Here is a 22,916-nt window from a genome sequence, read left to right as displayed (position 1 = left end):
GGCGACGGGGAGGATGTGGGAAAGTATGTCGGTCGGAATCCGCCACGACGATCTGCGCCGGCGCAACCGCGCCATGGTGATTGCGGCCGTGCGCCGGGCCGGCCAACCGTCGCGCACCGAGATCGCCGCGACCACCGGCCTCAGCCATTCGACCATATCGGCGATCTCTTCGGACCTGATCGGCGAAGGCATCCTGGTCGAGGGCAAGCCGAGCGAGGCCGGTGCGCTCAAACGCGGCAGGCCACAGGTCGGCCTCGGCCTCAACCCGGAGGCCGCGGCCATCATGACTGTGGTGCTGTCGCTGAATTTCCTGTCCGTCGCCGTCATCGACTATGCCGGCCAGGTGATATCGGAGGAACAGCGCCGGCTGGACACGCTGACCATGTCGCGCGAGGCGCTGATCGGTGAATGCGTCGCCATTGTACGGCGCCGCCTCGAGGATCCCGATATCGACGTGCGCAGCGTCGCCCGCATCGCACTGGCGATCCAGGGGATCACCGACACCGAGGCCAGGGCCATGCTGTGGTCGCCGATCACGCCGCAGACCGACATCGCCTTCGCCGACATACTGGAAGCCGAGTTCGGCATCCCGGCCACCATGGAGAACGACTGCAACATGATGGCGGTGGCGCTGCGCTGGCGCGACCCCGAACGCTACCGCGACGACTTCATCGCCATCCTTTTGTCGCACGGCATCGGCATGGGCCTGGTGCTGAAGGGCGAGCTGTTCACCGGCACCCATTCGTCGGGCGGCGAGTTCGGCCACATGATCCATCGGCCAGGCGGCGCGCTCTGCCGCTGCGGGCGGCGCGGCTGCGTCGAGGCCTATGCCGGCAACTACGCCATCTGGCGCAATGCCAGGCAGCTTGGCGAGGACACCGAACCGGTCGCCGACGTCAGCGACGCGCAGATGCGGGCATTGGCGACGACGGCACGGGAACGGGCCGGGCCCGAGCGCGAAGCCTATCGCAAGGCCGGCGAAGCACTGGGTTATGGCCTCGGCAGCCTGTTCGCGCTGATCGATCCCGCCCCCGTGGCCATGGTCGGCGTCAGCGCCGCCGCCTTCGACCTGATCGAGCCGGCATTGCGCGAGGCGATCGCCCAGACCGCCGGCGGCCAGCACTCGAAATCGATTTCGTTCGACACCGAACCGAACGAGTTGCCCCTGATCCGCGAGGGCTGCGCCATGCGCGCACTGACCTTCGTCGATCAGGAGATCTTCGCGCCGGGCGTGCAGGCAAGAGGCAGTGCCGGGAAGAGCGTTGCCTGAGCTGGCATTCGTCGTTGATGCCGTAGACCCTCGCTTACTTGGAGATTGGCCGTCGTCATCCGTGGGCGGAGCAGGAGCGAAGCTCCGTCGCGGAGACCCTGGGATCCATTCCGTGACCTATGCCACGCAGTGCAGCGGAGCAGGATTTGCGCCGTGGCAACGCTTTGAGGTCGCGGCATGGATCCTTGGGCTGCAGAGCAGCTCCAGGGGTCCGCGCCGCGTCGCTGCGCTCCTTTGCTCGCCCAAGGATACGAAGCCATGAGCGTCTCAGCCAATTGTCAATGCGTGTGACCCGGGAGTGGACACATTCAACCGATCAACGCTTCCGCCTCAAGGCTCTAATCTTCCCTGATCGCGTAGCCTGCCCCACGGATGGTGCGGATGACGTCGGGCATGCGGCCATTGTTGACCGCCTTGCGCAGGCGGCCGACATGCACGTCCACGGTGCGCTCGTCGATATAGATCGTCTCACCCCAGACATTGTCGAGCAGTTGGCTGCGCGAGAAGACGCGGCCGGGATGGCGCATCATGAATTCCAGAAGGCGGAATTCGGTCGGCCCGAGCCGGATCTCGCTCTTCTTGCGGTAGACCCGGTGCGATTCACGGTCGAGCACGATGTCGCCGACCTTGAGCACGCTGGACAGCACTTCCGGCTTGGCGCGGCGCAGCAGCGCCTTGACGCGGGCCATGAATTCCGGCGTCGAGAACGGCTTGACCAGATAGTCGTCGGCACCGGTCGAAAGGCCGCGCACGCGGTCGCTTTCTTCACCCCGCGCGGTAAGCATGATGATCGGCAGCCGTTCGGTCTCGGGCCGCATTCTTAGCCGGCGACAGAGTTCGATGCCGGACACCGCCGGTACCATCCAGTCGAGCACCAGGAGATCGGGCACGTTCTCCTGCAGCCGGATTTCGGCTTCATCGCCGCGGGTTACCACCTCGACCTGATAACCTTCCGATTCCAGATTGTAGCGGAGGAGCACGCCGAGCGGCTCCTCGTCCTCCACCACCATGATGCGTGGTGCGATCATTGACTGGTCACCTCTAAAGCAATCCCAGGAAAAAATATGTAGCGGTTTTCCATCCTGAATTGCGTGAAACAAAGAGATAGAGCGGTTCGGCGTTTCCGCGAAACGCTGAACCGCTCCAACGCTCAAGCCGCCGGCGCCGACATCGCCGTCTCGTCCTGTTTGGGGCGGTTGGCGGGCAGTTGCGTGCCGGTCAGGACATAGTACGCGTTCTCGGCGATGTTGGTCACATGGTCGCCGATGCGTTCGAGATTCTTGGCGCAGAACAACAGATGCGTGCAAGCGGTGATGTTGCGCGGATCCTCCATCATGTAGGTCAGCAGTTCGCGGAACACCGAGGTGTACTTGACGTCGATGCGTTCGTCGTCGGCGCGCAGCTTCGCAAGCGCGGCGGCGTCGCGCGCCGCATACTCCTCGATCACGCCCTGCACCTGGATCAGCACCAGCTGCGCCATGGCGTCGATGGAATGCGACAGGTCGCGCGGCGTTGCGTTGAGACCGACGGTGCCGACGCGCTTGGCGATGTTCTTGGCAAGGTCGCCAATGCGTTCGAGGTCGCCGGCCATGCGGATCGACCCGACGACATGGCGCAGATCGTCGGCCATCGGCTGGCGCTTGGCGATCAGCGTGATGGCGCGATCGTCGAGTTCGCGCTGGCGCGCATCCATGATGGCGTCGTCGGAGACTACGCGCTGTGCCAGCGCGTTGTCGGAATTCAGCAGCGCCTTGGTGGCGCCGCCGACCATCGAACCGGCGAGATCGCCCATGTCGCTGATCAGCCTGCTGATCTGTCCGAGATCCTCGTCGAAGGCTGCGACTGTATGTTCGGCCATGATCCTGGTCCTCGTATGCGTGCGATCAGCCGAAGCGGCCGGTGATGTAGTCTTGCGTGCGCTTCTCGCGAGGCGACGTGAAGATCTTCTCGGTGCGGTCGAATTCGACCAGTTCGCCAAGATACATGAAGGCGGTCTGCTTCGAGACGCGCGCCGCCTGCTGCATGTTGTGGGTGACGATGACGATCGTGTAGTCGGCCTGCAGCTCGTCGATCAGTTCCTCGATCTTGGCGGTCGACAGCGGATCAAGCGCGGAGGCCGGCTCGTCGAGCAGGATGACCTCCGGCTTCACCGCCACCGTGCGGGCGATGCACAGCCGCTGCTGCTGGCCGCCCGACAGGCTGAGGCCGCTGGCATTGAGCTTGTCCTTGACCTCGGTCCACAAAGCGGCGCGCTTCAGCGCCTGCTCGACACGACCGTCCATCTCGGCCTTGCTGATCTTCTCATAGAGCCTGACGCCGAAGGCGATGTTCTCGTAGATCGACATCGGGAACGGCGTCGGCTTCTGGAACACCATGCCGATTTTGGTGCGCAAAAGGTTGAGGTCCTGCGAGCGGTCGAGAACGTTCTGGCCGTCGAGCAGCACCTGGCCCTCCGCGGTCTGCTTGGGGTAGAGCTCGTAGATGCGGTTGAAGACGCGCAGCAGCGTCGACTTTCCGCAACCGGAAGGGCCGATGAAGGCGGTGACGCTGCGCTCGGGCAGCGACAGCGTGATATCCTTCAGCGCCTTCGATTGGCCGTAGTAGAAGTTGAGGTTCTTGACCTCGATCTTGGCCTTGGCCGCCGCCTCGGCGGCGATCGTCATGTCTGGAGACAACATCTGGCTCATTTGTCCTCTCTGCGTCCGGTCAGGCTGCGCGCAAAGATGCTGAGCGCGAGAACCGTCAATGTGATTATGAGTGCGCCGGTCCAGGCCAGCTGCTGCCATTCCTCGTAGGGACTGAGAGCGAACTGGAAGATGGTGACTGGCAGGCTGGCCATCGGCGCGTTGAGATTGCTGGACCAGAACTGGTTGTTCAGCGCCGTGAAAAGAAGGGGTGCGGTCTCGCCGGAGATGCGGGCGATGGCCAGCAATATGCCGGTGACGATGCCGGAAAGCGCCGCGCGATAGGCAACCGAACGGATGACCACCCAGCGCGGCGCGCCGATCGCGGTGCCGGCTTCGCGCAACGCGTTCGGCACCAGATTGAGCATGTCCTCGGTGGTGCGCACGACCACCGGGATGACCAGGATGGCCAGCGCGACGGCACCGGCGATCGCCGAGAAATGCCCCATCGGCCGCACCATCAGCTCATAGACGAACAGGCCAATGATGATCGATGGCGCCGACAGAAGGATGTCGTTGATGAAGCGCACCACGGTGGTGAGCTTCGAGAAGCGGCCGTATTCAGCCATGTAGGTGCCTGCCAGAACGCCGATCGGCGTACCGACGATGATGCCGATGATGGTCATCACGATGCTGCCGTAGATGGCGTTGAGCAGGCCGCCGGCGTCACCGGGCGGCGGAGTCATTTCCGTGAAGACCGACAGCGAGACCCCCGACAGGCCCTTGTAGAGCAGTGCGCCAAGGATCAGCGCCAGCCAGGCGAGGCCGATGCCGGCGGCGACGACGCACAGCGTCATCATCACGCCATTCTTGCGCTTGCGGCTTTGGTGAAGCGATGTGGCTGTCGACATCGGTCAGGCTCCCGTGCGGGCATCGATGCGCATCAGCATGTAGCGTGCGATGGCAAGGATCAGGAAGGTGATAACGAACAGGATCAGGCCGAGCGCGACCAGCGACGAGGTGTAGAGATCGCCGACGGCTTCGGTGAATTCGTTGGCGATGGTCGCGGAGATGGTGGTTGCCGGTGCGAACAGCGACGTCGAGATGCGGTGGGCGTTGCCGATGACGAAGGTCACCGCCATTGTTTCACCAAGCGCGCGGCCGAGAGCCAGCATGACGCCGCCCATGATGCCGATGCGCGTGTAGGGAATGACGACCCGGCGCGTCACCTCCCAGGTCGTGCAGCCGATCCCGTAGGCCGATTCCTTCAGCACAGATGGCACCGTGTCGAACACGTCCTTGGTGATCGAGGTGATGAAAGGCAGGATCATGATGGCCAGGATCATCGCCGAGGTGAGCAGGCCGATGCCGTAAGGGGGGCCAGCGAACAGGCTGTTGAGGCCCGGAATACCGTGGAACACGCTGATGATGAAAGGCTGTACGGTCGTCTGCAGGAACGGTGCCAGCACGAACAGGCCCCAGATACCATAGATGATCGAAGGGATACCGGCCAGCAATTCCACCGCCATGCCGATCGGGCGCCGAAGCGGGCGCGGGCAAAGCTCGGTGAGGAAGATGGCGATGCCGATGCCGAGCGGCACGGCAATCAGGATGGCGATTGCCGAGGTGATGATGGTGCCGTAGATCGGGGCCAGCGCACCGAACTTCTCCGTCACCGGGTTCCAGCTTTCGCTGGTCAGGAAGGAAAAGCCGAAAGTCGACAGGGCTTGCCAGGAACCGGCAAATAGCGAGATCGCGACGCCGCCAAGCAGCACCAGCACCAATATCGCGGCGGCGCGGGTTGTCGCGTGGAAGATTGAGTCGGTCAGCGCGAACCGTCGAACGGTGGCATCGCGGGAACCTCTGACGGCTGGCAAGGCTTCCTGGACAGCGCTCATGTCAAGCTCGGCTCTTTCAGGTTGAGGGAAAAGGAGCGCCACGGTCGCGGCGCTCCTTAGGAAGATCTTACTCGCCGGCGTAGACGGGCTTGCCGCCGGCCTGGATGTCGGCCTTCCACGACGCCTTGATCAGGTCGACGACGCTGTCGGGGATCGAGACATAGTCGAGCGCCTTGGCGGTTTCCTTGCCGTCCTTGTAGGCCCAGGCAAAGAACTTCAGGGCTTCGCCGGTGGTCGCGGCATCGTCCGGAGCCTTGTGGATCAGGACCCAGGTGGAGGCGGCGATCGGCCAGGTGGTGTCGCCGGGCTCGTTGGTGATGATGACGTTGAAGTTCTTGGCAGTCTTGAAGTCGGCATTCGAAGCGGCGGCGCCGAAGGATTCGAGCGACGGCTCAACGACCTTGCCGGCAGCGTTCACCAGCTTGGAGTAGGAAAGGTTGTTCTGCTTGGCATAGGCGTATTCGACGTAGCCGATGCCGCCGTCGGTCTGCTTGACGGTGTTGGCAACGCCTTCGCTGCCCTTGGCGCCGACGCCCGTCGGCCATTCGACGGCGGTGTCCGAACCAACCTTGTCCTTCCAATCGGGCGAGAGCTTCACCAGATAGTCGGTGAAGTTGAAGGTGGTGCCCGAACCGTCCGAACGATGCACGACGGCGATCGCGGTCGACGGCAGGGTGAGGGTGGGATTCAGCGCCTTGATGGCGGCGTCGTCCCAGGTAGTGATGGCGCCGAGATAGATCTGGGCCAGCGTCTTGCCGTCGAGGACGAGCTCGCCCGGCTTGACGCCGGTGAGGTTGACGATCGGAACGATGCCGCCCATCACCATCGGGAACTGCACGAGGCCGTTCTTTTCCAGGTCGGCGTCGGACATCGGCTTGTCGGTGGCGCCGAAGGTCACGGTCTTGGCGATGACCTGCTTGATGCCGCCGCCCGAACCGATCGACTGGTAGTTGAGGCCGATGCCGGTGTCCTTCTTGTAGGTGTCGGCCCACTTGGCGAACACCGGGTAGATGAATGTCGAGCCGGCGCCGGAAAGGTCAGCTGCCATTGCTGCGGAAAGGGTGAAGGTAGACGCCGTAGCCATTGCAATCGCAACGGCCGCCGAGCGGATGAAATGTCTCATGTGGCCTGCTCCTGTTCGGAAGATGGTCTCTCGGCGCCATTCCTAACCGGCGCCCGCTGAGGCCAATAGCCTTCGATTATAACAGTCGCATGACAGTTTCGTGTCAGCCCGGTAACGCGTCACAGGCCCTGGCAAAGGCGGTGGCATCGAGCGGTCGCGGTCAGATCCGAGTTTGCTCTCGGAATCAGTGACTTGGCCCATCCGCCAGCCGGAGCCGCCGCCGGATTCGACGGGGCTTTCTCAGGGGAAGAAAATCCGGACGGGAGCGCGTTGCTCAAGGCCAGAGCGTGTCGTGGCCGGGCCATCGCCAAAAACAGGTCCGTTGGGGTAGGTTGACGCTGCTTCTTTGCCGGCGGTCGCTGCTCCCGCCCGTAACTGCAAGGGCGGAATTCGATTTTGCCATTGTCTCGGCTGGGCGCCGCCTTTGATATGGTGCGATCGCACCATAGTCATTGCATGCGGGCGCAGCGGCAAATCCGCGATTGATTCCCTTGGCTTGCCTCTCACATCCCTGGAACCAGGCAATGCGATGCTATCCCGCGTTGCGCTGGACCTGGCGGCCGGCGCCGATCCAGCGCTCGACCTTCTCCAGCAGGGCCCTGGGGCTGATCGGCTTGGGCAGATAGTCGTCCATGCCCGCCTCCAGGCACCGCTCGCGATCGCCTTTTAGCGCATGCGCGGTGACGCCGACGATCGGCACATGCGTGCCGGTTTCCTGCTCCAGCCGGCGGATCGCGGCGGTCGCCTCGAGCCCGCTCATCTCCGGCATCGAGACATCCATCAGGATCATGCACGGATTGAGCTTGCCGAAGGCGTCGAGCGCCTTGCGGCCATTGCCGACGATCTCGAAACCATAGCCGGTTTCGCCAAGGATCTGGGTGAAGACCATCTGGTTCACCTCATTGTCCTCGGCCACGAGGATGTCCAGCCTGTGTCCGCCATCGCCGGTGGCAGGCAGCCTGGGGCGAACCGGTGGCGGCTGCAATTGCGCGCGTTGTTCGGACAATGCCAGCGGCGGAGAAGCGCCAGGCCCCTCGCCCGCGAGCGGCTGGGCGGCGTGGACATCCGTGGCGTGGCGATGGCGCTGTATGGTCGCGACCAGCGTCTCCAGGAGCACCGAGGAACGCGCCGGCTTGATCAGCTGGGCGTCGATGCCGAGATCACGGTAGCTGGTGTTGGCGAGCGACTGGTCGACCGAGGTCAGCATGATGATGGGCGTGTCGGCGAGACCTTCGGTGTTGCGCACGATGCGCGCCATTTCGGCGCCGCTCATCTCAGGCATCTGGTAGTCGAGCACGACGCAGTCCACGGGCACGCCGTAGGCGGCGGCCGCGATCAGCACCTTGAGGCCTTCGGCGCCGCTTTCGGCCGCGCAGGAATCGAACGTCCACGAGGTCATCTGCTCGGTCAGGATGGCCCGATTGACGGCATTGTCGTCAACGATCAGCACCCGTGCGCCCGTCACGTCCACCGGCATGATGCGCTGGCCGTTCTGCTGTCCGGCCCTGGGCAGCGTCACGGTGAACCAGAAGGTCGAGCCCTTGCCCTCGGCGCTCTCGACACCGATCTCGCCGCCCATCAGGTCGACCAGCCGCGAGGTGATGGCAAGGCCAAGCCCGGTGCCCTCGTGCCGCCGTGTCGAAGAGGTGTCGACCTGGCTGAATTTTTCGAACACCAGCTTCAGTTTTTCCTCGGGGATGCCGATCCCGGTGTCGGTGACCGAGATCGTCAGCCTGGTTCCGGTCGGGACCCTCTCGCCGGTCACGTCGACCAGCACATGGCCTTCATCGGTGAATTTGACCGCGTTGCCGAGCAGGTTGGTGACGATTTGCCTGATGCGGCCGACGTCGCCGATGAACAGGTTTTCGAGCCTTGGCTCGACGCGCACGATAAGCTCGAGGTCCTTTTCCTTGGCACGCGTCGACACCAGCGTCGCCACATCCTCGATCGCCTCGGCAAGGTTGAAGGGCGCCGGATCGAGCACCATCTGGCCGGCATCGATCTTGGAGAAATCCAGGATGTCGTTGATGATGGTCAGGAGCGCGTTGCCGGACTTGACGATGATGTCGGTGAACGTCTTCTGCTTCGGATCGAGATTGGACTTGGCCAAGAGTTCCGCCATGCCCAGCACACCGTTCATCGGCGTGCGGATTTCATGGCTCATATTGGCGAGGAATTCCGACTTGGCGCGGTCGGCGAGCACGGCGCGCTGGCGCGCCTCGCTGAGCTCCGCCTCGCGCATCTTCAGCTCCGTGATGTCGGTGGTCGATCCGATCAGGTAGAGCGAACCGTCCGACGCGATCATCGCGCCCTTGCGCGCGAACTGGTGGCGCACGCTGCCATCGGGGAGCGTCACGCTCTCTTCGATCTCCTGGGTTTCGCCAGTGCGCAGCACGGCCAGATCGCCGGCGACGAAGGCCTCGCCATCCGGGCCGAAGATCTCGACATCGGTCTTGCCGATCGCCTCTTGCTTGCTGAAGCCGGTGAGGTCGCACCAGCCCTTGTTGACATAGAACTGCCTGAGGTCGGAGCGCTTGGCGTAGATCGACACCGGCACATTGTCGATCAGGCTGCGGAACACCTCGTTCTCGCGCATGCTCTCTTCCAGAGCCCGCTCGCGCGCCTTGACGTCGGTGATGTCGGTGCTGGAGCCGACCAGATGCACCGATCCGTCCGTCGCCACCAGGCGGCTCTTGCGCGTCATCAATTGCCGCACCGTGCCGTCGCGATGGGTGACGGGTTCCTCGACCTCACGCACGGCGCCGGTCGCCACGACATCGCTGTCGTCATGGCTGTAGCCTTCCGCTTCCGCGGCGCCGAACAGCTGGCGGTCGGTCCGACCGATGACGTCTTCCTTGGCGAGGCCCGTGATCGCGCACCAGGCCTTGTTGACGAATTCGATGCTCAGGTCCTGCGCCTTGATGAAGGCGGCCACCGGCAACTCATCCATGACGTGCCGGAACAGGTCGATCTGGCGCATGGAATCGCGCAGGGCCGCTTCGCGGCTCTTGATATCGGTGATGTCGACGCGCACGCCGATGAACGTGCCGTCATCGGTGCGCATGTCGTAGACCTGATACCAGCGTCCATCGGCATTGAGGCGCTCGTAGGAAGAATTCGGCAGCCGGTAGCGCGCCAATATGCTGTCGAGCCAGCGTTCGGGTTCGGATTCGTAAAGCCCGTCGATCCCGCTGTCGCCGCTCGAGCGGAAATAGCCGACGGAATGGCCGAATTCCAGCGCCTCGCGGAAGCTCCGGCCGGGCTGCCAGAAGGGCTTCAGCGCCGGCAGCGTATCCTGCAGCTTGTGGTTGGCGAAGACGAACTTGTCGTCGCGATCGTAGATGATCACGCCGGCCGGCAGCGATTCCAGCACGCTGGCGAGATGCTTGCGCGCATCCTGCGCCTCGGTCTCGCGCCGTTTCATATCGGAAATGTCGAAGAGGAAGCCGGCGACATAGTCGCGGCCGCTTGGCATACGGACGCGGTTTTTCCTGACAATGCGCGAACGAGCGGCGCCGTCATCGTCGAAATTCTCTTCGACTTCATAAATTTGTCCCGTCGACAGGACTTCCCGTTCGCTGCGTTCGAAGAGCGCGACCTGGGTCGGCCCGAGGAAATCGCCTCCGGGTCTGCCAAGCATGGCTTGCGGTGTCTGGCCGAACAGGTTCGCGAACGCCTCATTGACGAAGACGAACCGGAGATGATCGTCCTTGACGAAAATCGGATCCTCGACGGCGTTGATCACCGCCTCCGCGAGCCGCGCCTTTTCCAGCGCATCGGCGAGCTCGGCGTCGCGCAGCTTCAGCTCGGTGATGTCGTAATAGGTCAGCAGTCGCTTGCCGCCCGACAAGGCGGTGATGGAAAACAGCATCGTCTTGCCGTCGGCATGGCGGAACTGGCGTGCCGAGACGCTGCCGGCACGGATTTCATCCAGCCGGCTGGCGAGATAGCGCTCCCATTCCGGCTGGGCGATATCGCCATAAATGCCGTTGCGCCGGTTGATCTCCATCAGCAGGCTGAAGGGTGCGCCGACGGCCACATCGCCTTCCGACATCTTGGAGATGTCACGATAGGCCTTGTTGATGATCAGCGTGTCGAGCTTCGCGTCGAGAAGCACGATCCCCATGCGCATGGCGTCCATCGTCCGCTCGAGATCGGCAAGATGCCCGGCCGTGTCGCCGCCGACTGGCGGTTCCTGCCTTGGCTCCATGTCGTCGAACGCGATGTCTTCGAACGCGCTGGCCAGTGCGGTGACATTGCGGCCTATGCCGCGATAGCCGGCAAATTTCCCTTCGCTGTCGAACCGTGGGAATCCTGAAGTCAGCACCCAGCGACAGCCGGCGCGGCCTCCCTTCAGTTCATAGACGAAGTCGCGGAAAGGCCGGTGCGCCTCCAGATCCTCCAGATGCGCAGCCGCGCTGCGCTTGCCTTTCAGGACCTGGTTCAGGAAATCGAAGCGGAACCGGCCGAGCACATCAGCCGGGTCGATACCGGTGGCCGCCTGATAAGTGGGTGAAAGCCAGGAGAATCGCAGTTCGGCGTCGGTCTCCCAGATCCAGTCCGAGCCTGCCTCGACCAATTGGCGAAGCGCGTCGGCCGAATCCATGTCCGCGCACGCTGGCGCGTCACCGTGATGCACCGCCTTGCCGGACCCACGCTTGCCGCGCGCACCGATTGCTTCGTCCGCTTCCGCCATGCTGTCCCCACCCCGAAGATCAAGGTCGAACCCTCCCTCCGCGGTTCGTCGGCGGAATGTGCCCGAGAAGCATTAACGATCCGCTAACCTTAACGGCACGACCGGCACGCTGCGCCTGCGTTATTCCGCCCGGTTGTCGGGCGCGCCCCGGCCGCGTTATAAGCCTATGCAGGGGTGTTGCTAATGTACGGACGGATAGGGCCTTTCTTGCTGGGCGTGACACTGCTTTTCGGCAGTGGCTGTTCGCGCAGCTATGACGGCACGGTCGTCATCCCGCGGCCGCTCGACGCCAGGCGCTTCTGGGAACGGCCGCCCCCGAATGTCGATTACGCGCCGCAGGTCGACAATGGCGCCTTTCCGGTGCCGCCGCAGCCGCCCGCACAATTTTCCGAACGCAGGATTTCGAAACCTGCCGTCCAGAGACGACACCAGACGAGGCTTTCACCGCTGTCTCCCGCGTCCTCTGAGCCGGAAAAACAACTGGCGTGCAGGAACGTTAGCGCACCCGGCCAGCGAGTTCGCATGGTCTGCGACTGATCCCTGGAAGCACAACCCGAAGTCGCGGACAGGCCCTATAGTGATGCCGCGCCCTTCTTCGGCTCCTTTGCGCCCAGCTTGTCGAGCGCGAACCGAACCTGGCGCAAATCGTCCTGCCAACCGTCATTATCACCCATCGAGCTCTCCGATGCCGCCCGTTGCAGCCCACGTGCCTCGGATTCGATCTCACGCAACTCGGCGATCTTCTGTTCGGTGGACAGGGATTCGTCCTCGACGATTTCCTGCACCCGCATTTCCCGGAACGTGGCCATGGCGTTTCTCCTGGCTGATGTCGATCACAACGCCGTGAGCGCCCCTCTGTTCCAGCTGGCCTTGCTGCCGCGCTGGCGGCTCGCTGCAAGCTGTATCCGCGGGATGGGAAGAAAGAAGTGGTTTATTCCGCCGGGAAAAAGGCCGGGCCGACCACGCGCACCGTCCGCTTGCCGGCCTCGATCGACTGCAGTTGGGCAACACCCGGGGCTTCGGTGCCGGATTGCGGGATTGCCGCGACACCGCCGAGGTCCGGCTTCGGCTGAGGCAGGGGAATGATGGCATTGGACATGTTTGTCGGCGTCACAGTCCTTGCCCTGAGTTCGGCAACACGCTGATAATAACGTTTGACGTCGCAGGCCTTGAAATTTGCATCGTCCCGGTAGCGGAAAGCCGACGGCAGTTCGGTGTAGGATTTGCGCGTATCAAGCGCGACCATCTTTTCGGTCTCCAGACTGGCATCGCTCAACGTGTACAGATCGACGGCCGGATCATCGCAGATATAACGGCACTGATCGGCCGTTTCCTTGAGATCGCCGCTGCCGGCGAATTGCGACTTTGGCGCCGGGAAGAAATATCCGTCCGACAGGCGCACGCAAAACAGCATCGTATTGCCGACATACGTTGCTCCACCCGCTGCGGATTGGGTCTTCGGTGCCGAACGCTGTTCCTTTGCCCCGGTGCAGCCCAGCGCCGCGAAGCGTGCTTGCAGGCCTGAAATGTCCCGGCTGGAACTGGACGCGGCCGCCATCTGGCGCTGCACCTCCGTCCGGTTTCTGGCAAGGTCGGCGCAAGCGTTGAAGAAGCCGCCGGTGGTACTTTGCGCCGTACACCTGCGCTGCCTCTCCAGGCCCTGGATTGCCGCAAGCTGGCGGCGCAGTTGCGCCAGTTCGGGGCTCACACCCCCGCCGCGGCCGCCGGAAAGCAACTGGCCTTTGATCGCGCTGCAACTATCCGCATGGGAAGACGTCGTGCCGAGTGCAAGGGCGACCACCGTCACCAGCGCCACCATCATGAGAAGCCGGAAACGGATCATCGCGACGACACTGTCCCTGTTGCTGACGGCGTGGGAAGGCATTATTTCTACTTGGGTAATCTTCGCCTAAATGAGCTATACCTAATACTTAAGACTTTCCGATCTAAACAGACTTTTATCTAGTGTAGTAGAAGGGCCCCTGTAAATTCGGTATTACATTTTTATTTCAAGATTGAGACGAACCGGAAAACAAATGCGGCCAGACCGGCGGCTGTCGACGTTGACGGGCCATGGTCTCTGGCGAACGATCAATCCGGCGTTACCGGTGCATGGCGCTGAAACCTTTGCCTGACTGCGGCGTTGATGGGCAAAGGAGAACGCAGATGTCGATCCACTTCACGGTATCGGAACTGACAAGGAACCTTTTTCATTCCCTCGGGCTGGACCAAGAGCGCGCCCCACGACCGCTCAATCCCGAGCAAAATCTGTTGCTGGAATGCTATCTGGCTGGACAAATTCCGGAATCGGCTTGGAGCGACTATGTGTTCGAAACACCGGACCTGGCCCGGCATGCCGAGGTACGGCGCCTGAGCCATTGAGCCGTTGATTTTGAAAAACCGGTCTGGCGGGGTCTGAAAGCCCTGACCGTCATCTGCTGTTTGAAAGCATTCCCTCGCCCACTGACGAGGTTGCGAATCCACATGCCGCCATTTCTTGCTACCGCTTCTTCCTACTGAGAAGCCGGCGGTAACTGCTATTGCTTCGGGGAAGTCAGTTGCAACGTGAAGACGTTGCCGGCAATGCCCTGCGCCAAGGCCGGTGATAAGGTCAGGGGCGTGCAATTCTTGACGGCGGCAATGGCCGCGTCGATGAATGCCTTGCGCGCCTTGTCATCGCCGGAGACCTTCGCGGCGGTCGGCCGTGGCGGACCGATCAGCGAGCCGTCGCGCTTGAAGCTGAAGCTCAGGGTGACGATCGAATTCCCTGCGTCCGCCGGCGGCGTCCAGCACGCTTGGATCGCGGCCCCGACATCATCCATCGTGTTGAGCGTTGCGGCCCGCGATGGGAGAAGCGTCCCGGCAAGCATTCCACCGGCGATCATCAGCATTGCCGCCACGCATTTCATCGCAAACCCTCATCTCACTCCAGGCCGGCATTCCAGGCCGGATTCGCTGAAAGGGATGTTAGAGCCAACGTCGACGATGACAATATCCCGACGCGAAAAGTTGATGCTCCGGGTTTGCCGGATCACCGTCTCGCTATGTCCCGGCATGGGGCTCGGAAAAGCAAAAAGGCCGGCACGGAGCCGACCTTTCCTTTCACCGATATTGCGCCAGTACATCCGTGGTCGCGCGGCGAATTCCTGACAGTAGACAGGGCTTTGGTTAATGAATCCTTAACGTCAGGCCTTCGCCTGCGATCTCACATAGGCGATATAGCCGCGCACGTCGCCGGCCGGCTCGGCGTAGGCCTTGCCGAGCTTCTTCTCGATTGCCGCCATATATTCGGTCGCCCATTGCGGCAGCGCGTAGTCGATGACCGCCAGGAACTCGAGCGTCGCCGCCAGCCGGATGTCAGCGATCGACGGGTTCTTGCCACCGATGAACGGCTTGCCGTCCCTGAAGAAGCTATGGAAAACCTCCAGCGGCTCGGCGATCGCCGCCATCGCGGCCTTCTGCGCTTCGGACTTCTTGTCGGGATGGGCATCGCTGTGGCCGACCTCGCCGGCATATTGCGGAAACCCAGCGCCGGATATGTGGCGCGCGCCACATAGGGGTAGAGCGTGCCGATCAGGTAGAACATGGCGCTGTCGACCATCGCCCGCCTGGCCGGCGCCTTGGGGTAGAATTTCTCCAGCCCGTACTTGTTTGCCAGATACTGCATGATGGCGCAGCTTTCCCAAAGCACGCCCCTGGGCAGCCCCTTGTCCTCGATCATCGGCGTCAGATGCGCCGGATTGCGCGCCATGTAGTCGGGAGAGCGCGTGTGACCCCAGGCGTCCGTCTCGGCGGCATCGAACCCTGCCGCGCGCGCAAATACCCGCACCGTCATGTTGTTGACGCTCGGCTTCAGCATGCTGAGCTTCAGCGCCGGCTTTTTCGCTGCCTTGGCCTTCGCGGTCTTCGGTGCCGGCTTTCTGGCTGCCGGTCTTGCCACGGCTTTCGCGGCCGCCTTCGGCGCGGCCTTTGCTGCTGCCTTCACCGCCGGCTTCGCGACTGCCTTCGCGGCAGGCTTGGCGGCGGCTTTCGGCTTTGCCGTGGCAGCCGGTTTCTTCACGTTCTTGGTCGCTGTCTTTGCCATTGTTTTCCTCCCTCTGTCTTGTTGGCCGTCAGTATGGATTCTTCGGCGCCCGGTCGTCCGACAAGGTCGCGCGGGAGCTTTCGACAAGCGCCTGGATCGCGTCGGCAAGATGCACCTCGGCGATGTTGTAGTCGCCGCGCGCGATACGCAGCCTGTGTGCCTGCATCAGCACGTCGGCATGGGTGAAACCCGCCGGCGGCTCGAAGCGGTAGGAGGCGAGTTCGATCAGCAGGCCGAGCGGATCCTCGAAGTAGATCGAATCCATGAAGCCGCGATCCTTGACGCCGCTGTGCTTGATGCCGCGCTCGTCGAGCCTGGCGACCGCCTGCAGGAAGGTGACGCGCGACACCGCGAACGCGATATGATGCACGCAGCCCGGATCGGTCGGCGTGCGCCGCTTGACCGGCGTGCGGCTCTCATCGGTGAAGACGGTGATGAGCCGGCCGTCGCCTGGATCGAAATAGAGATGGCTTTCGCTGGCCTTGTCGAGGTTGGGCTGCTCGAAGATGAACGGCATGCCGAGCACGCCTTCCCAGAAATCGATCGAGGTCTGGCGCCCGGCGCCGACCAGCGTGATGTGGTGGACGCCCTGCGATTGCAGTTTCTGCATTGGCCTTCTCCCTACGGCATCGTCTGCCCGTCAGGATCTGCCTGGCACCCGGCATTCCGCGCGGCGCTTCAGCCGTGCCTCGAAATCCATGACGTGATGCTAATGCAATCGGTGACGCCGCGCCAGAAGCGGCACGAAGGACGAAACCGCTCTGGCCGCAAAAGCCCGCGGGATCTCTTCAAGGGATGGCGGCACGATCGCGACGCGAAAGCCGTCCGCATCGCGTGGCGGCCGAAGCAATGACTAGGCGACGGCCCTGAGCTCGGCTTCCGCAAGCATCCCAACGCCGCCACATTCGGTGCAAATGAGGGTCTTCCCCGGGCAACCGGTCTGATGCGTCCCTTGTGGGCAGCAATGCCCTTTCGATGCACTCCATCTGGAGCAATCGAAAACCTTGCCGCCGCCATGGCAACGCTGGCAAATCATCTTCAGTGACGCCATTCCAACTCTACCGACCCAAAAATCCGCACTGCCGCGGATACTACCCCCGGCACCGCAAGTAACAGAGATTGCTGCGCTTTCAAGCGCCGCGGCCTGACTTAAATTGGGTGGATTGAAGGCCTTAAGCCTTCGGGCCCTCCGAAATTTACCAATCCCCTGGCCAGGCGCGATCCGCGCGGATGCGTGCCCGACTGTCGTCCAGGCCCTCTCTATTCTTCCTCTCTATTCTCAGAGCAGGATCGCCACGAAATGTGGATAGGGCTCCTTCTTTCATCTATTCGGCCGATGCGCCAACTCATCCTGAGGAGCATATTGAAGGTGATCCTACGGATCACCGAGCAGTCCGAAGCCAGTCCCTTTGCGACTACTCCAAGGCCCGCCTGACTCCCGGTCGGCGGGCCTTCCCCATGCAGGCAACCAGGGCGACCTCGGGGCGCAGGCGCGGATAGTGGCGCAGCCGAAACCGCCTCGATCAAAGATTGAAGACGTGCGAGGCGGTCAGCCCGGCCAGCAGCACGCCCGCAAGGAGAGCGATGATCGAGGCAAGGAACCAGCGCAGCGTGACCCGATAGACCGGCTCGTCGTCGTCGCTTGGGAGCAGCGAACGCCACAGTGCGACGAGTTGCAGAACGATGGCCAGCGCGAGAAGGAGCGTCGCCAGGACCGAGGCAATCGTCCATCCGCCATCAGCTTCGAAATTCCAGTATCGCAGGAACAGCAACGAAAATCCGAGCAATACGGTGATCGCGGAGATCACACCTTGTCGGTAGCCGCCGGGCAAGGGAACCCTGCGTGCCTCGATTGCCTGAAAAGCCGGTTCGATGGCCTCGTCGGGATGGCCGTCCTGGCGCTTGGAAGGGTCGATCACGAAGGCAACATCGAGTTGGCAGGCCCCTGGAGGTCGGCGCAGTTTCCCTGTTCAATCCACGCGAACGAGGAAGCCTTGCCGCCGTGATCATCATCCTTGTGCCTTCTTAGCGCAAGGTGAGCAGCTTGATGCGATCGACAGTCATATCTACCCGTGCCCCTACTGCGGACAGAAAGTGGATCAGCGCGACTTGGCGAGGTATTCTGGCACGAGGCGTCGCGTCATAAGCCGTCGGCCCGCAGAAGGGGCAACGATCTCGAGTTCGGAAGATGGCGACAAAAACGAGGAAGGCCCGTCAGCCGGAGCCGGCGGGCCTCGATTCAGGCCCACAGCGATTACGTGGGCTCAGTGTCGATCGGCGGCGGACACGCCCACTGAGCCACAACGCTCGACAGTTTCTCAGGCCTGGTCAGTTCCGGCTTCTTGGAAGCGACAACCGCTGGTCCATTAACCACTGTCATGGATAGCGTGGACCCAAAACCCAGGTTGAACGGTTGGGCTATATGGAAAATCACCAGCATAGATTTTATTGCCATATCGAGGCTGACGGATCATGGGGCGTGTGGGACTGCGTCGGCAACAAGCCAGCAAGACTGGGCGGCGGAGACCTGATCGGATGCACTGCGCAAAGAGCTGAAGTTGCGGAACAGGTCTTGACGAGTATTTACAGCGGCGGGCTCGATGCACTCGCAGTTCGGATCGCCGGGATTGTCCGCTAGCGGTGTCGCACGCACCAACGGTGCATCTGGAACGAAAGCCCGCCACCACGGAGGCAGTGACGGGCTCTTGTTTGTCAGCTCGATCGAGGGGACGCCCGAGCTCCCGAAGAACTTCCCCGAGCGTAATCGGTTCCAACAAGCCCGTGCGTTAACCGCCGTTGGCAGGCGGTGCCGGAGCTGGCGCCGCTGGCGCAGGTGCTGCTGGCTTTGCCGGAGCCTCAACCTTGGGCGCTTCAACCTTTACGTTGATGTCCTGCCCGTTGCCTCCATGGATATTGATAACGCCCGTGAAGAACAACAAGACAACAATTGCGATGATTGCGAGAACAATGGCGACGGCAGTGCCGCCGCCCCCCCGAGTTTACAACAGTTGGGCCGTCCGCCATGACTTTCCTCTCCAATTTTCCATTTACAACGGTTGAGCAACAGCCCCCGCACATATGCGTTCCGCTGTGAGGCTAAGGTCCGGGAAGCCACCCGACTGAAGTCCTGCGCCGCAACCGGAGCCTGGCAAGCACGTTAGAATCGCACCTGGCGCAGCCCCTCGGTGGAGCGCGCAAACCCCTGTTGTGGATGTGGCTTAGTGGTGACTGTCGTGAGATTTTTGGAAGCGGGGCAACCAGCGAGTTTTGTCGAGAGAACGACAGTCCATGACGGCGAAAATCAAGCCGCGAATGACAACAATTCCCCCGCTCCTGATATCTCCTCAGCCTTGGACCTCCTTTCGTCGGAAGACGATAAGATGGCGGACCTCGTCAGACGAACCGAGAGACTTGGTGTTGTCGTTGTCGTAGCCATGGCAATTGGCTTGGTCGTGCCAGCCCTGTGCTTTGCATTGAGCCGCGGGATATAGCGTGGATTAGTTCAACGGATAGATTGCCAACGTGATCCATCTTCGCGTGGCTTCAGGCAACTGTGTTTCGGCCCGCTCTGGCCGCCAATCCACAAATCGAAGGCCCGCCGCCTCATTCGCGAGGCGACGGGCCTCGCCCCGCCCCCTACGCTACTGATCGCAATTGCGGTGCCAATCCAATATGCCTCATTCTGGGACATACGTCCGGCGTGGTAGCAAGCCGCGCGTCTGGCGAAGCTGGGAAATCTAGGGCACCCCGTCTGACACCATGTGCTTCAAGATGTTTATTCGCATTTTAACTAATGTAGACCATTATCATACGGACGTTCTATCGACGCGAGGGCGAAGTGGAATGACCGACCTTGCAGAAGAGGGTGAACTTCCAAGAACCTATCTGCCAGCACGCTGGCGGACGTTGGCTCTAGCGACACTGCGGTTTGTCCCACCGATCATTTCGGTGGTATGCGCTATCCTGGTTGGCTATTTCACCTACGCAACCGCCTACAGAAGACCTCCCGCCGACATCTCTGCGCTGGCAGTGTCAATATTAAAGTCCAGCGACGCTTCACCGGAAATGAGAGATTGGGCGGCGGACGCCCTAGGGCTACAGACCGACATTCCAATGCCGGCGAAATCCATCCGACCGAATTGAAGAACGGTGGAAAGCACCCGTTGAGACCTAACGCTTCGCCGCAGTCACCAGCAGGCTGTCGCCGCTGGGTGTAGCCGGCTTATCCGTAACATCTCCCCGTCCTCCATTTGCATGCTTCGCGAATATTAGAGCGGCGCATATATTCGCCGGTCCGCGCCCAGTGTGCCGGGACGATATTCAGTCATTTGTCGTGGGGGATTGGCACAATGTTTGAATGGGTTTCGAACTTTCTCGAGTCCCACGTTGCCAACCAGATTCAGCCTGGCATAGACGTCGCAAACATTGTCGCGGTGGCGTTCCTGCTTGCGGCCTTTGTGATTTCATACAAAGAATATCGACGAGATAAAAGAAGAACCCAAGATTAAAAAGAGAGAGATATAAGAATTAATGAACTCGACAAGCAGATTAGCAGGGAATCGTCGGCCAAATCACTCTATAATGATTACCTTAAATTGTGCTTGAAGTTTCCAGATCTATCTATGGGGAAATACAGAAAGGGCGATGATGTAGACGAGGACAGGTATGACACTTTCGTTTCTATAATGCTATCCGCTTTCGATGAAGCAATAAATTATACAGAAGGTGATTATTATTTTCAGATTCTACGTGACCAGCTATTTCGGCATGGTGAATACATCAGGCCACTTCTGCATAAGGATGTCCCTGATGCTGACAACTATAGGGGAATATACTCAACCAAGTTTCTTGCACTCGTCGATAGAGCGTATGACGAGATCGATGTGAATATTGAAAAATCGGCCACGACCTCGCCATCGGGCTCCTAGAGCTTGCTCGCCGCCTATCTGCGCGTAGCCGACGCGCTCGCGGTACAAGGCTGCCGCACACCCACCGAAGGCTTCTGTGACGTACAAGTTGCCGGCTTGATCCATTCTCTGTGGCTGCCGGCCTCACACCCTTGAAGAGCGCCCCCCTTACGACCCCTCATTCCTTACGCATTTGTAAGGTCTGCGTCGTGTGAAAGCATGAAGATCGATTGTGAAGAGTGACCTCTATTCGCGGGCCGAGAAAGGAGATTGTCGCGATGGATGGTTCCGATGTTTATGTGTTGGACGAGCGGTCATGCGAGCCGGGCGCTTATAGCGATTACCGATCAAGCCATCAGAACGCTGGCTACGGCAACAGTTACTTGAGAACTTTCTGTTCCGGCTACTATGCTGCGTTGTGGTCGCGTATCGAACGCCCCCTCGTCGAGAGCATTCTCAAGCCTCTTGCCGGGCCGGACCGCAGCTGTCTCGACTTCGCGTGCGGCACAGGTCGCGTGACAAATGTTGCAGGCCCACTGTTTGGCGTGGTGGTTGGGGTCGATGTCTCCCAATCCATGCTTGCTTGTGCGCGGGTTCCGGGGACAGTGACGCTGGTGAAAGCCGATCTGACGGTCTCCCCGCTCCCCAGAAGATTCGACGTGGTTACGGCTTTTCGATTCTTCTTGAACGCTGAAGACACTCTTAGGAAAGACGCGCTTTTGGCTATTCATGAGCATTTGAACGAGGGCGGGTTGCTGGTTTCCAACATCCACATGAACGCATCCTCGCCAATGGGGCTGGTCTATCGCTTTCTAAACCAATGTCAGGGACGCGTCGTGCGCAATACGCTGAGCGTCCAGGCATATCGCCAGATGCTCGTTTCCAATGGCTTCGTCGTCGAACAGGTCATCGGTTACGGGTACTTGCCGCGGCCCGGATGGCTGCTACCAAGGCTTTGCGAAATGTTGGTCGGGCCCATTGAGACGATAAGCAGGAGAGCCGGTGTCCCGGAGCGCTTTGCCCAAAACTTCTTGGTGGTCGCGAGAAAACGCTAGTCGAGCCCCATAGAAGCGGACCCGGCGGGTGGCCCACTCCGCCGGCAACTCGGAGAGTTGCACATTTGGGGATACCTGTTCGGTGACGGCCACGGCTTTTCTCGGTAGGGCGAAAGCACATGTGCACACTTTCAGCCGTCAGAACTATGCCCTGATGTGGCGAGCCACGGGGCGGCTCGTCTATGACTTCTACTGCAATGGCGATTGAAATCGTTGGTACGCCAAGGGGAATCGAACCCCTGCTCCCGCCGTGAGAGGGCGGAGGCATTGAGGGCACACAGTCCACTCACGTCCACCTCCAAAATAAACGTCTCAATGCTATTCATCCAAAAGGTTAGGAAGGGCGACACCTCGATCTACGAATCCTTCAACCTAGCTGAGACTACTACGATCGGTTGAGACAGCCTCGAATTGGGAGCGCACTTGCGCTGACGGCGCAATCCCATAGTCATGACGAAGGCGATCCGACAGTCCCCTGAATAACTCAATCGCCTTCACGCGCCGACCTTGACAATGAAGCACCTTCATGAGTTTTGCAGTCACCGCCTCGTCGTAAGGATCTTCTTTCAAAAGGAGATTTCCCCAATTTATTGCGCTATGATATTCATCATGGGTAAGTGCGACTTCAAATAGGATAGCGAGACATTCCATATACATCGTATTTAGACGATGTCTCTCAAAATAAATCCATTCAAAACCCCACGTCAGTAGCAAATCTCCTTTGTAAACGGCAACCGCATCAGCCAATAATTCTCTTTTATTGGAGGATTCTGTTCCCATTAATACATTTCTACTAAATACTTCGACGTCAACTATTACGTTATCGTGCAGAAATATTCTATTCCCGTCGCGGATGAAAAATTCTGACAGTGGTATCCCATTCTTTTCCAGGAAATCCTTTTTGAAGTGGGACAGGCAAACTCGCATGTTTCTCTTGGCGCTTTCGTCAGAAAGCTCGCCCCATATCTCCGTAGCAATTTCGTCTCGCGACAAGCACCTGTTGCGACTTAGAGCGACCAGGGCTACTATCTGACAAAGTTGTGGCGGCAATGCTATTCGCATTCCGTCGACTCGCAATGAGAATTCACCAAGTAACCCAATCTCAATATTTGCCATTGCGCAGTCTCCTGCAAGCCATTTACAAGATCTATACTGATTGATGTCGTAAGATAGCTAAGCTGGCGAGTGACCAGGTACGATTGACTATGACGCATAAGAGAAGTTGACATTTGAAAGTAGCACATATTCCGTATCTGGTC

Annotated in this window: 16 protein-coding genes, 1 tRNA gene and 1 pseudogene; 3 read left to right on the top strand and 15 right to left on the bottom strand. The window is 60.8% G+C overall.

Features of this window, described 5'->3' with window-relative positions; genetic code table 11:
- The first annotated feature begins 25 nt into the window (after nucleotides 1-25).
- Nucleotides 26-1,270 carry an ROK family transcriptional regulator gene (locus tag MesoLj_RS07980; protein WP_140772709.1) on the top strand — a complete coding sequence of 415 codons (1,245 nt, stop codon included), beginning with the start codon at nucleotides 26-28 and terminating at the stop codon, nucleotides 1,268-1,270.
- Nucleotides 1,271-1,608: 338 nt separating this feature from the next.
- Here the strand turns inward: MesoLj_RS07980 and phoB are convergent, their stop codons facing one another.
- The 9 genes from phoB to MesoLj_RS07935 all read right to left on the bottom strand — a co-directional run bounded on the left by phoB (nucleotide 1,609) and on the right by MesoLj_RS07935 (nucleotide 13,496).
- Nucleotides 1,609-2,298: a phosphate regulon transcriptional regulator PhoB gene (gene phoB / locus MesoLj_RS07975; RefSeq protein ID WP_010911896.1), complete on the bottom strand. Its 690-nt coding sequence runs from the start codon at nucleotides 2,296-2,298 to the stop codon at nucleotides 1,609-1,611.
- Between the two features lie 122 nt (nucleotides 2,299-2,420).
- Nucleotides 2,421-3,128 carry a phosphate signaling complex protein PhoU gene (gene phoU / locus MesoLj_RS07970; RefSeq protein WP_140772711.1) on the bottom strand — a complete coding sequence of 236 codons (708 nt, stop codon included), beginning with the start codon at nucleotides 3,126-3,128 and terminating at the stop codon, nucleotides 2,421-2,423.
- A 25-nt stretch (nucleotides 3,129-3,153) separates the two neighbouring features.
- Nucleotides 3,154-3,957 (bottom strand): phosphate ABC transporter ATP-binding protein PstB, encoded by an 804-nt coding sequence (pstB, locus tag MesoLj_RS07965; RefSeq protein WP_056575782.1) that lies wholly within the window; start codon nucleotides 3,955-3,957, stop codon nucleotides 3,154-3,156.
- The gene (pstA, locus tag MesoLj_RS07960) at nucleotides 3,954-4,805 is read right to left on the bottom strand and encodes a phosphate ABC transporter permease PstA (RefSeq protein WP_202325650.1); all 852 of its coding nucleotides are present in this window, start codon (nucleotides 4,803-4,805) and stop codon (nucleotides 3,954-3,956) included. Before pstA ends, pstB begins: the two co-directional genes overlap by 4 nt.
- Nucleotides 4,806-4,808: 3 nt before the next feature.
- Nucleotides 4,809-5,792, bottom strand: coding sequence for a phosphate ABC transporter permease subunit PstC (gene pstC / locus MesoLj_RS07955; RefSeq protein ID WP_140772715.1), 984 nt, complete (start codon nucleotides 5,790-5,792; stop codon nucleotides 4,809-4,811).
- Between the two features lie 67 nt (nucleotides 5,793-5,859).
- Complete coding sequence (pstS, locus tag MesoLj_RS07950) at nucleotides 5,860-6,915, bottom strand: phosphate ABC transporter substrate-binding protein PstS (protein ID WP_202325649.1); 1,056 nt, start codon at nucleotides 6,913-6,915, stop codon at nucleotides 5,860-5,862.
- Nucleotides 6,916-7,447: 532 nt separating this feature from the next.
- Nucleotides 7,448-11,611: a PAS domain-containing protein gene (locus tag MesoLj_RS07945; RefSeq protein WP_202325648.1), complete on the bottom strand. Its 4,164-nt coding sequence runs from the start codon at nucleotides 11,609-11,611 to the stop codon at nucleotides 7,448-7,450.
- A 572-nt stretch (nucleotides 11,612-12,183) separates the two neighbouring features.
- Entirely contained in the window at nucleotides 12,184-12,420 is a 237-nt protein-coding gene (locus MesoLj_RS07940) for a hypothetical protein (protein ID WP_140772723.1), read from the bottom strand.
- A 122-nt stretch (nucleotides 12,421-12,542) separates the two neighbouring features.
- Nucleotides 12,543-13,496: a DUF2865 domain-containing protein gene (locus tag MesoLj_RS07935; RefSeq protein WP_244735317.1), complete on the bottom strand. Its 954-nt coding sequence runs from the start codon at nucleotides 13,494-13,496 to the stop codon at nucleotides 12,543-12,545.
- A gap of 281 nt (nucleotides 13,497-13,777) precedes the next feature.
- Between MesoLj_RS07935 and MesoLj_RS07930 the strand changes: the two genes are divergently transcribed.
- A complete protein-coding gene (locus MesoLj_RS07930) occupies nucleotides 13,778-13,993 on the top strand; it encodes a hypothetical protein (RefSeq protein ID WP_202325647.1) in 216 nt (71 codons plus the stop codon).
- Nucleotides 13,994-14,148: 155 nt separating this feature from the next.
- Here the strand turns inward: MesoLj_RS07930 and MesoLj_RS07925 are convergent, their stop codons facing one another.
- From MesoLj_RS07925 to MesoLj_RS07910, 4 genes and pseudogenes are all read right to left on the bottom strand, one after another.
- Nucleotides 14,149-14,520, bottom strand: a complete 372-nt coding sequence (locus MesoLj_RS07925) for a hypothetical protein (protein ID WP_202325646.1) — start codon at nucleotides 14,518-14,520, stop codon at nucleotides 14,149-14,151.
- A gap of 276 nt (nucleotides 14,521-14,796) precedes the next feature.
- Nucleotides 14,797-15,695 (bottom strand): annotated as a pseudogene (locus tag MesoLj_RS07920) (glutathione S-transferase family protein).
- A 28-nt stretch (nucleotides 15,696-15,723) separates the two neighbouring features.
- A complete protein-coding gene (locus tag MesoLj_RS07915; RefSeq protein ID WP_202325645.1) occupies nucleotides 15,724-16,305 on the bottom strand; it encodes a VOC family protein in 582 nt (193 codons plus the stop codon).
- A gap of 913 nt (nucleotides 16,306-17,218) precedes the next feature.
- The gene (locus MesoLj_RS07910) at nucleotides 17,219-17,614 is read right to left on the bottom strand and encodes a hypothetical protein (protein ID WP_202325644.1); all 396 of its coding nucleotides are present in this window, start codon (nucleotides 17,612-17,614) and stop codon (nucleotides 17,219-17,221) included.
- Between the two features lie 3,266 nt (nucleotides 17,615-20,880).
- Here MesoLj_RS07910 and MesoLj_RS07905 point away from each other — a divergent pair.
- Nucleotides 20,881-21,657, top strand: a complete 777-nt coding sequence (locus MesoLj_RS07905; protein WP_202325643.1) for a class I SAM-dependent DNA methyltransferase — start codon at nucleotides 20,881-20,883, stop codon at nucleotides 21,655-21,657.
- Between the two features lie 214 nt (nucleotides 21,658-21,871).
- Here MesoLj_RS07905 and MesoLj_RS07900 read toward each other — a convergent pair.
- Together MesoLj_RS07900 and MesoLj_RS07895 are read right to left on the bottom strand one after the other, a co-directional pair.
- Nucleotides 21,872-21,951 (bottom strand) — tRNA-Glu (locus MesoLj_RS07900).
- A 78-nt stretch (nucleotides 21,952-22,029) separates the two neighbouring features.
- The gene (locus MesoLj_RS07895; protein ID WP_202325642.1) at nucleotides 22,030-22,773 is read right to left on the bottom strand and encodes an AfsR/SARP family transcriptional regulator; all 744 of its coding nucleotides are present in this window, start codon (nucleotides 22,771-22,773) and stop codon (nucleotides 22,030-22,032) included.
- Nucleotides 22,774-22,916 lie beyond the last annotated feature (143 nt).

This window comes from Mesorhizobium sp. 113-3-9, assembly GCF_016756515.1.
Taxonomy (GTDB): domain Bacteria; phylum Pseudomonadota; class Alphaproteobacteria; order Rhizobiales; family Rhizobiaceae; genus Mesorhizobium.
Note: the sequence above shows the minus strand (reverse complement) of the source record. Positions and strands in the feature narration are given on the sequence as shown.

What these genes read in the sequence shown, in the direction of transcription:
- MesoLj_RS07905 (WP_202325643.1), top strand. Translation starts at nt 20,881, where the DNA reads ATGGATGGTTCCGATGTTTATGTGTTGGACGAGCGGTCATGCGAGCCG.
- phoB (WP_010911896.1), bottom strand. Translation starts at nt 2,298, where the DNA reads ATGATCGCACCACGCATCATGGTGGTGGAGGACGAGGAGCCGCTCGGC.
- pstS (WP_202325649.1), bottom strand. Translation starts at nt 6,915, where the DNA reads ATGAGACATTTCATCCGCTCGGCGGCCGTTGCGATTGCAATGGCTACG.
- MesoLj_RS07895 (WP_202325642.1), bottom strand. Translation starts at nt 22,773, where the DNA reads ATGGCAAATATTGAGATTGGGTTACTTGGTGAATTCTCATTGCGAGTC.
- MesoLj_RS07915 (WP_202325645.1), bottom strand. Translation starts at nt 16,305, where the DNA reads ATGCAGAAACTGCAATCGCAGGGCGTCCACCACATCACGCTGGTCGGC.
- MesoLj_RS07980 (WP_140772709.1), top strand. Translation starts at nt 26, where the DNA reads ATGTCGGTCGGAATCCGCCACGACGATCTGCGCCGGCGCAACCGCGCC.
- pstC (WP_140772715.1), bottom strand. Translation starts at nt 5,792, where the DNA reads ATGAGCGCTGTCCAGGAAGCCTTGCCAGCCGTCAGAGGTTCCCGCGAT.
- MesoLj_RS07940 (WP_140772723.1), bottom strand. Translation starts at nt 12,420, where the DNA reads ATGGCCACGTTCCGGGAAATGCGGGTGCAGGAAATCGTCGAGGACGAA.
- MesoLj_RS07945 (WP_202325648.1), bottom strand. Translation starts at nt 11,611, where the DNA reads ATGGCGGAAGCGGACGAAGCAATCGGTGCGCGCGGCAAGCGTGGGTCC.
- pstA (WP_202325650.1), bottom strand. Translation starts at nt 4,805, where the DNA reads ATGTCGACAGCCACATCGCTTCACCAAAGCCGCAAGCGCAAGAATGGC.
- MesoLj_RS07930 (WP_202325647.1), top strand. Translation starts at nt 13,778, where the DNA reads ATGTCGATCCACTTCACGGTATCGGAACTGACAAGGAACCTTTTTCAT.
- pstB (WP_056575782.1), bottom strand. Translation starts at nt 3,957, where the DNA reads ATGAGCCAGATGTTGTCTCCAGACATGACGATCGCCGCCGAGGCGGCG.
- MesoLj_RS07935 (WP_244735317.1), bottom strand. Translation starts at nt 13,496, where the DNA reads ATGCCTTCCCACGCCGTCAGCAACAGGGACAGTGTCGTCGCGATGATC.
- phoU (WP_140772711.1), bottom strand. Translation starts at nt 3,128, where the DNA reads ATGGCCGAACATACAGTCGCAGCCTTCGACGAGGATCTCGGACAGATC.
- MesoLj_RS07925 (WP_202325646.1), bottom strand. Translation starts at nt 14,520, where the DNA reads ATGAAATGCGTGGCGGCAATGCTGATGATCGCCGGTGGAATGCTTGCC.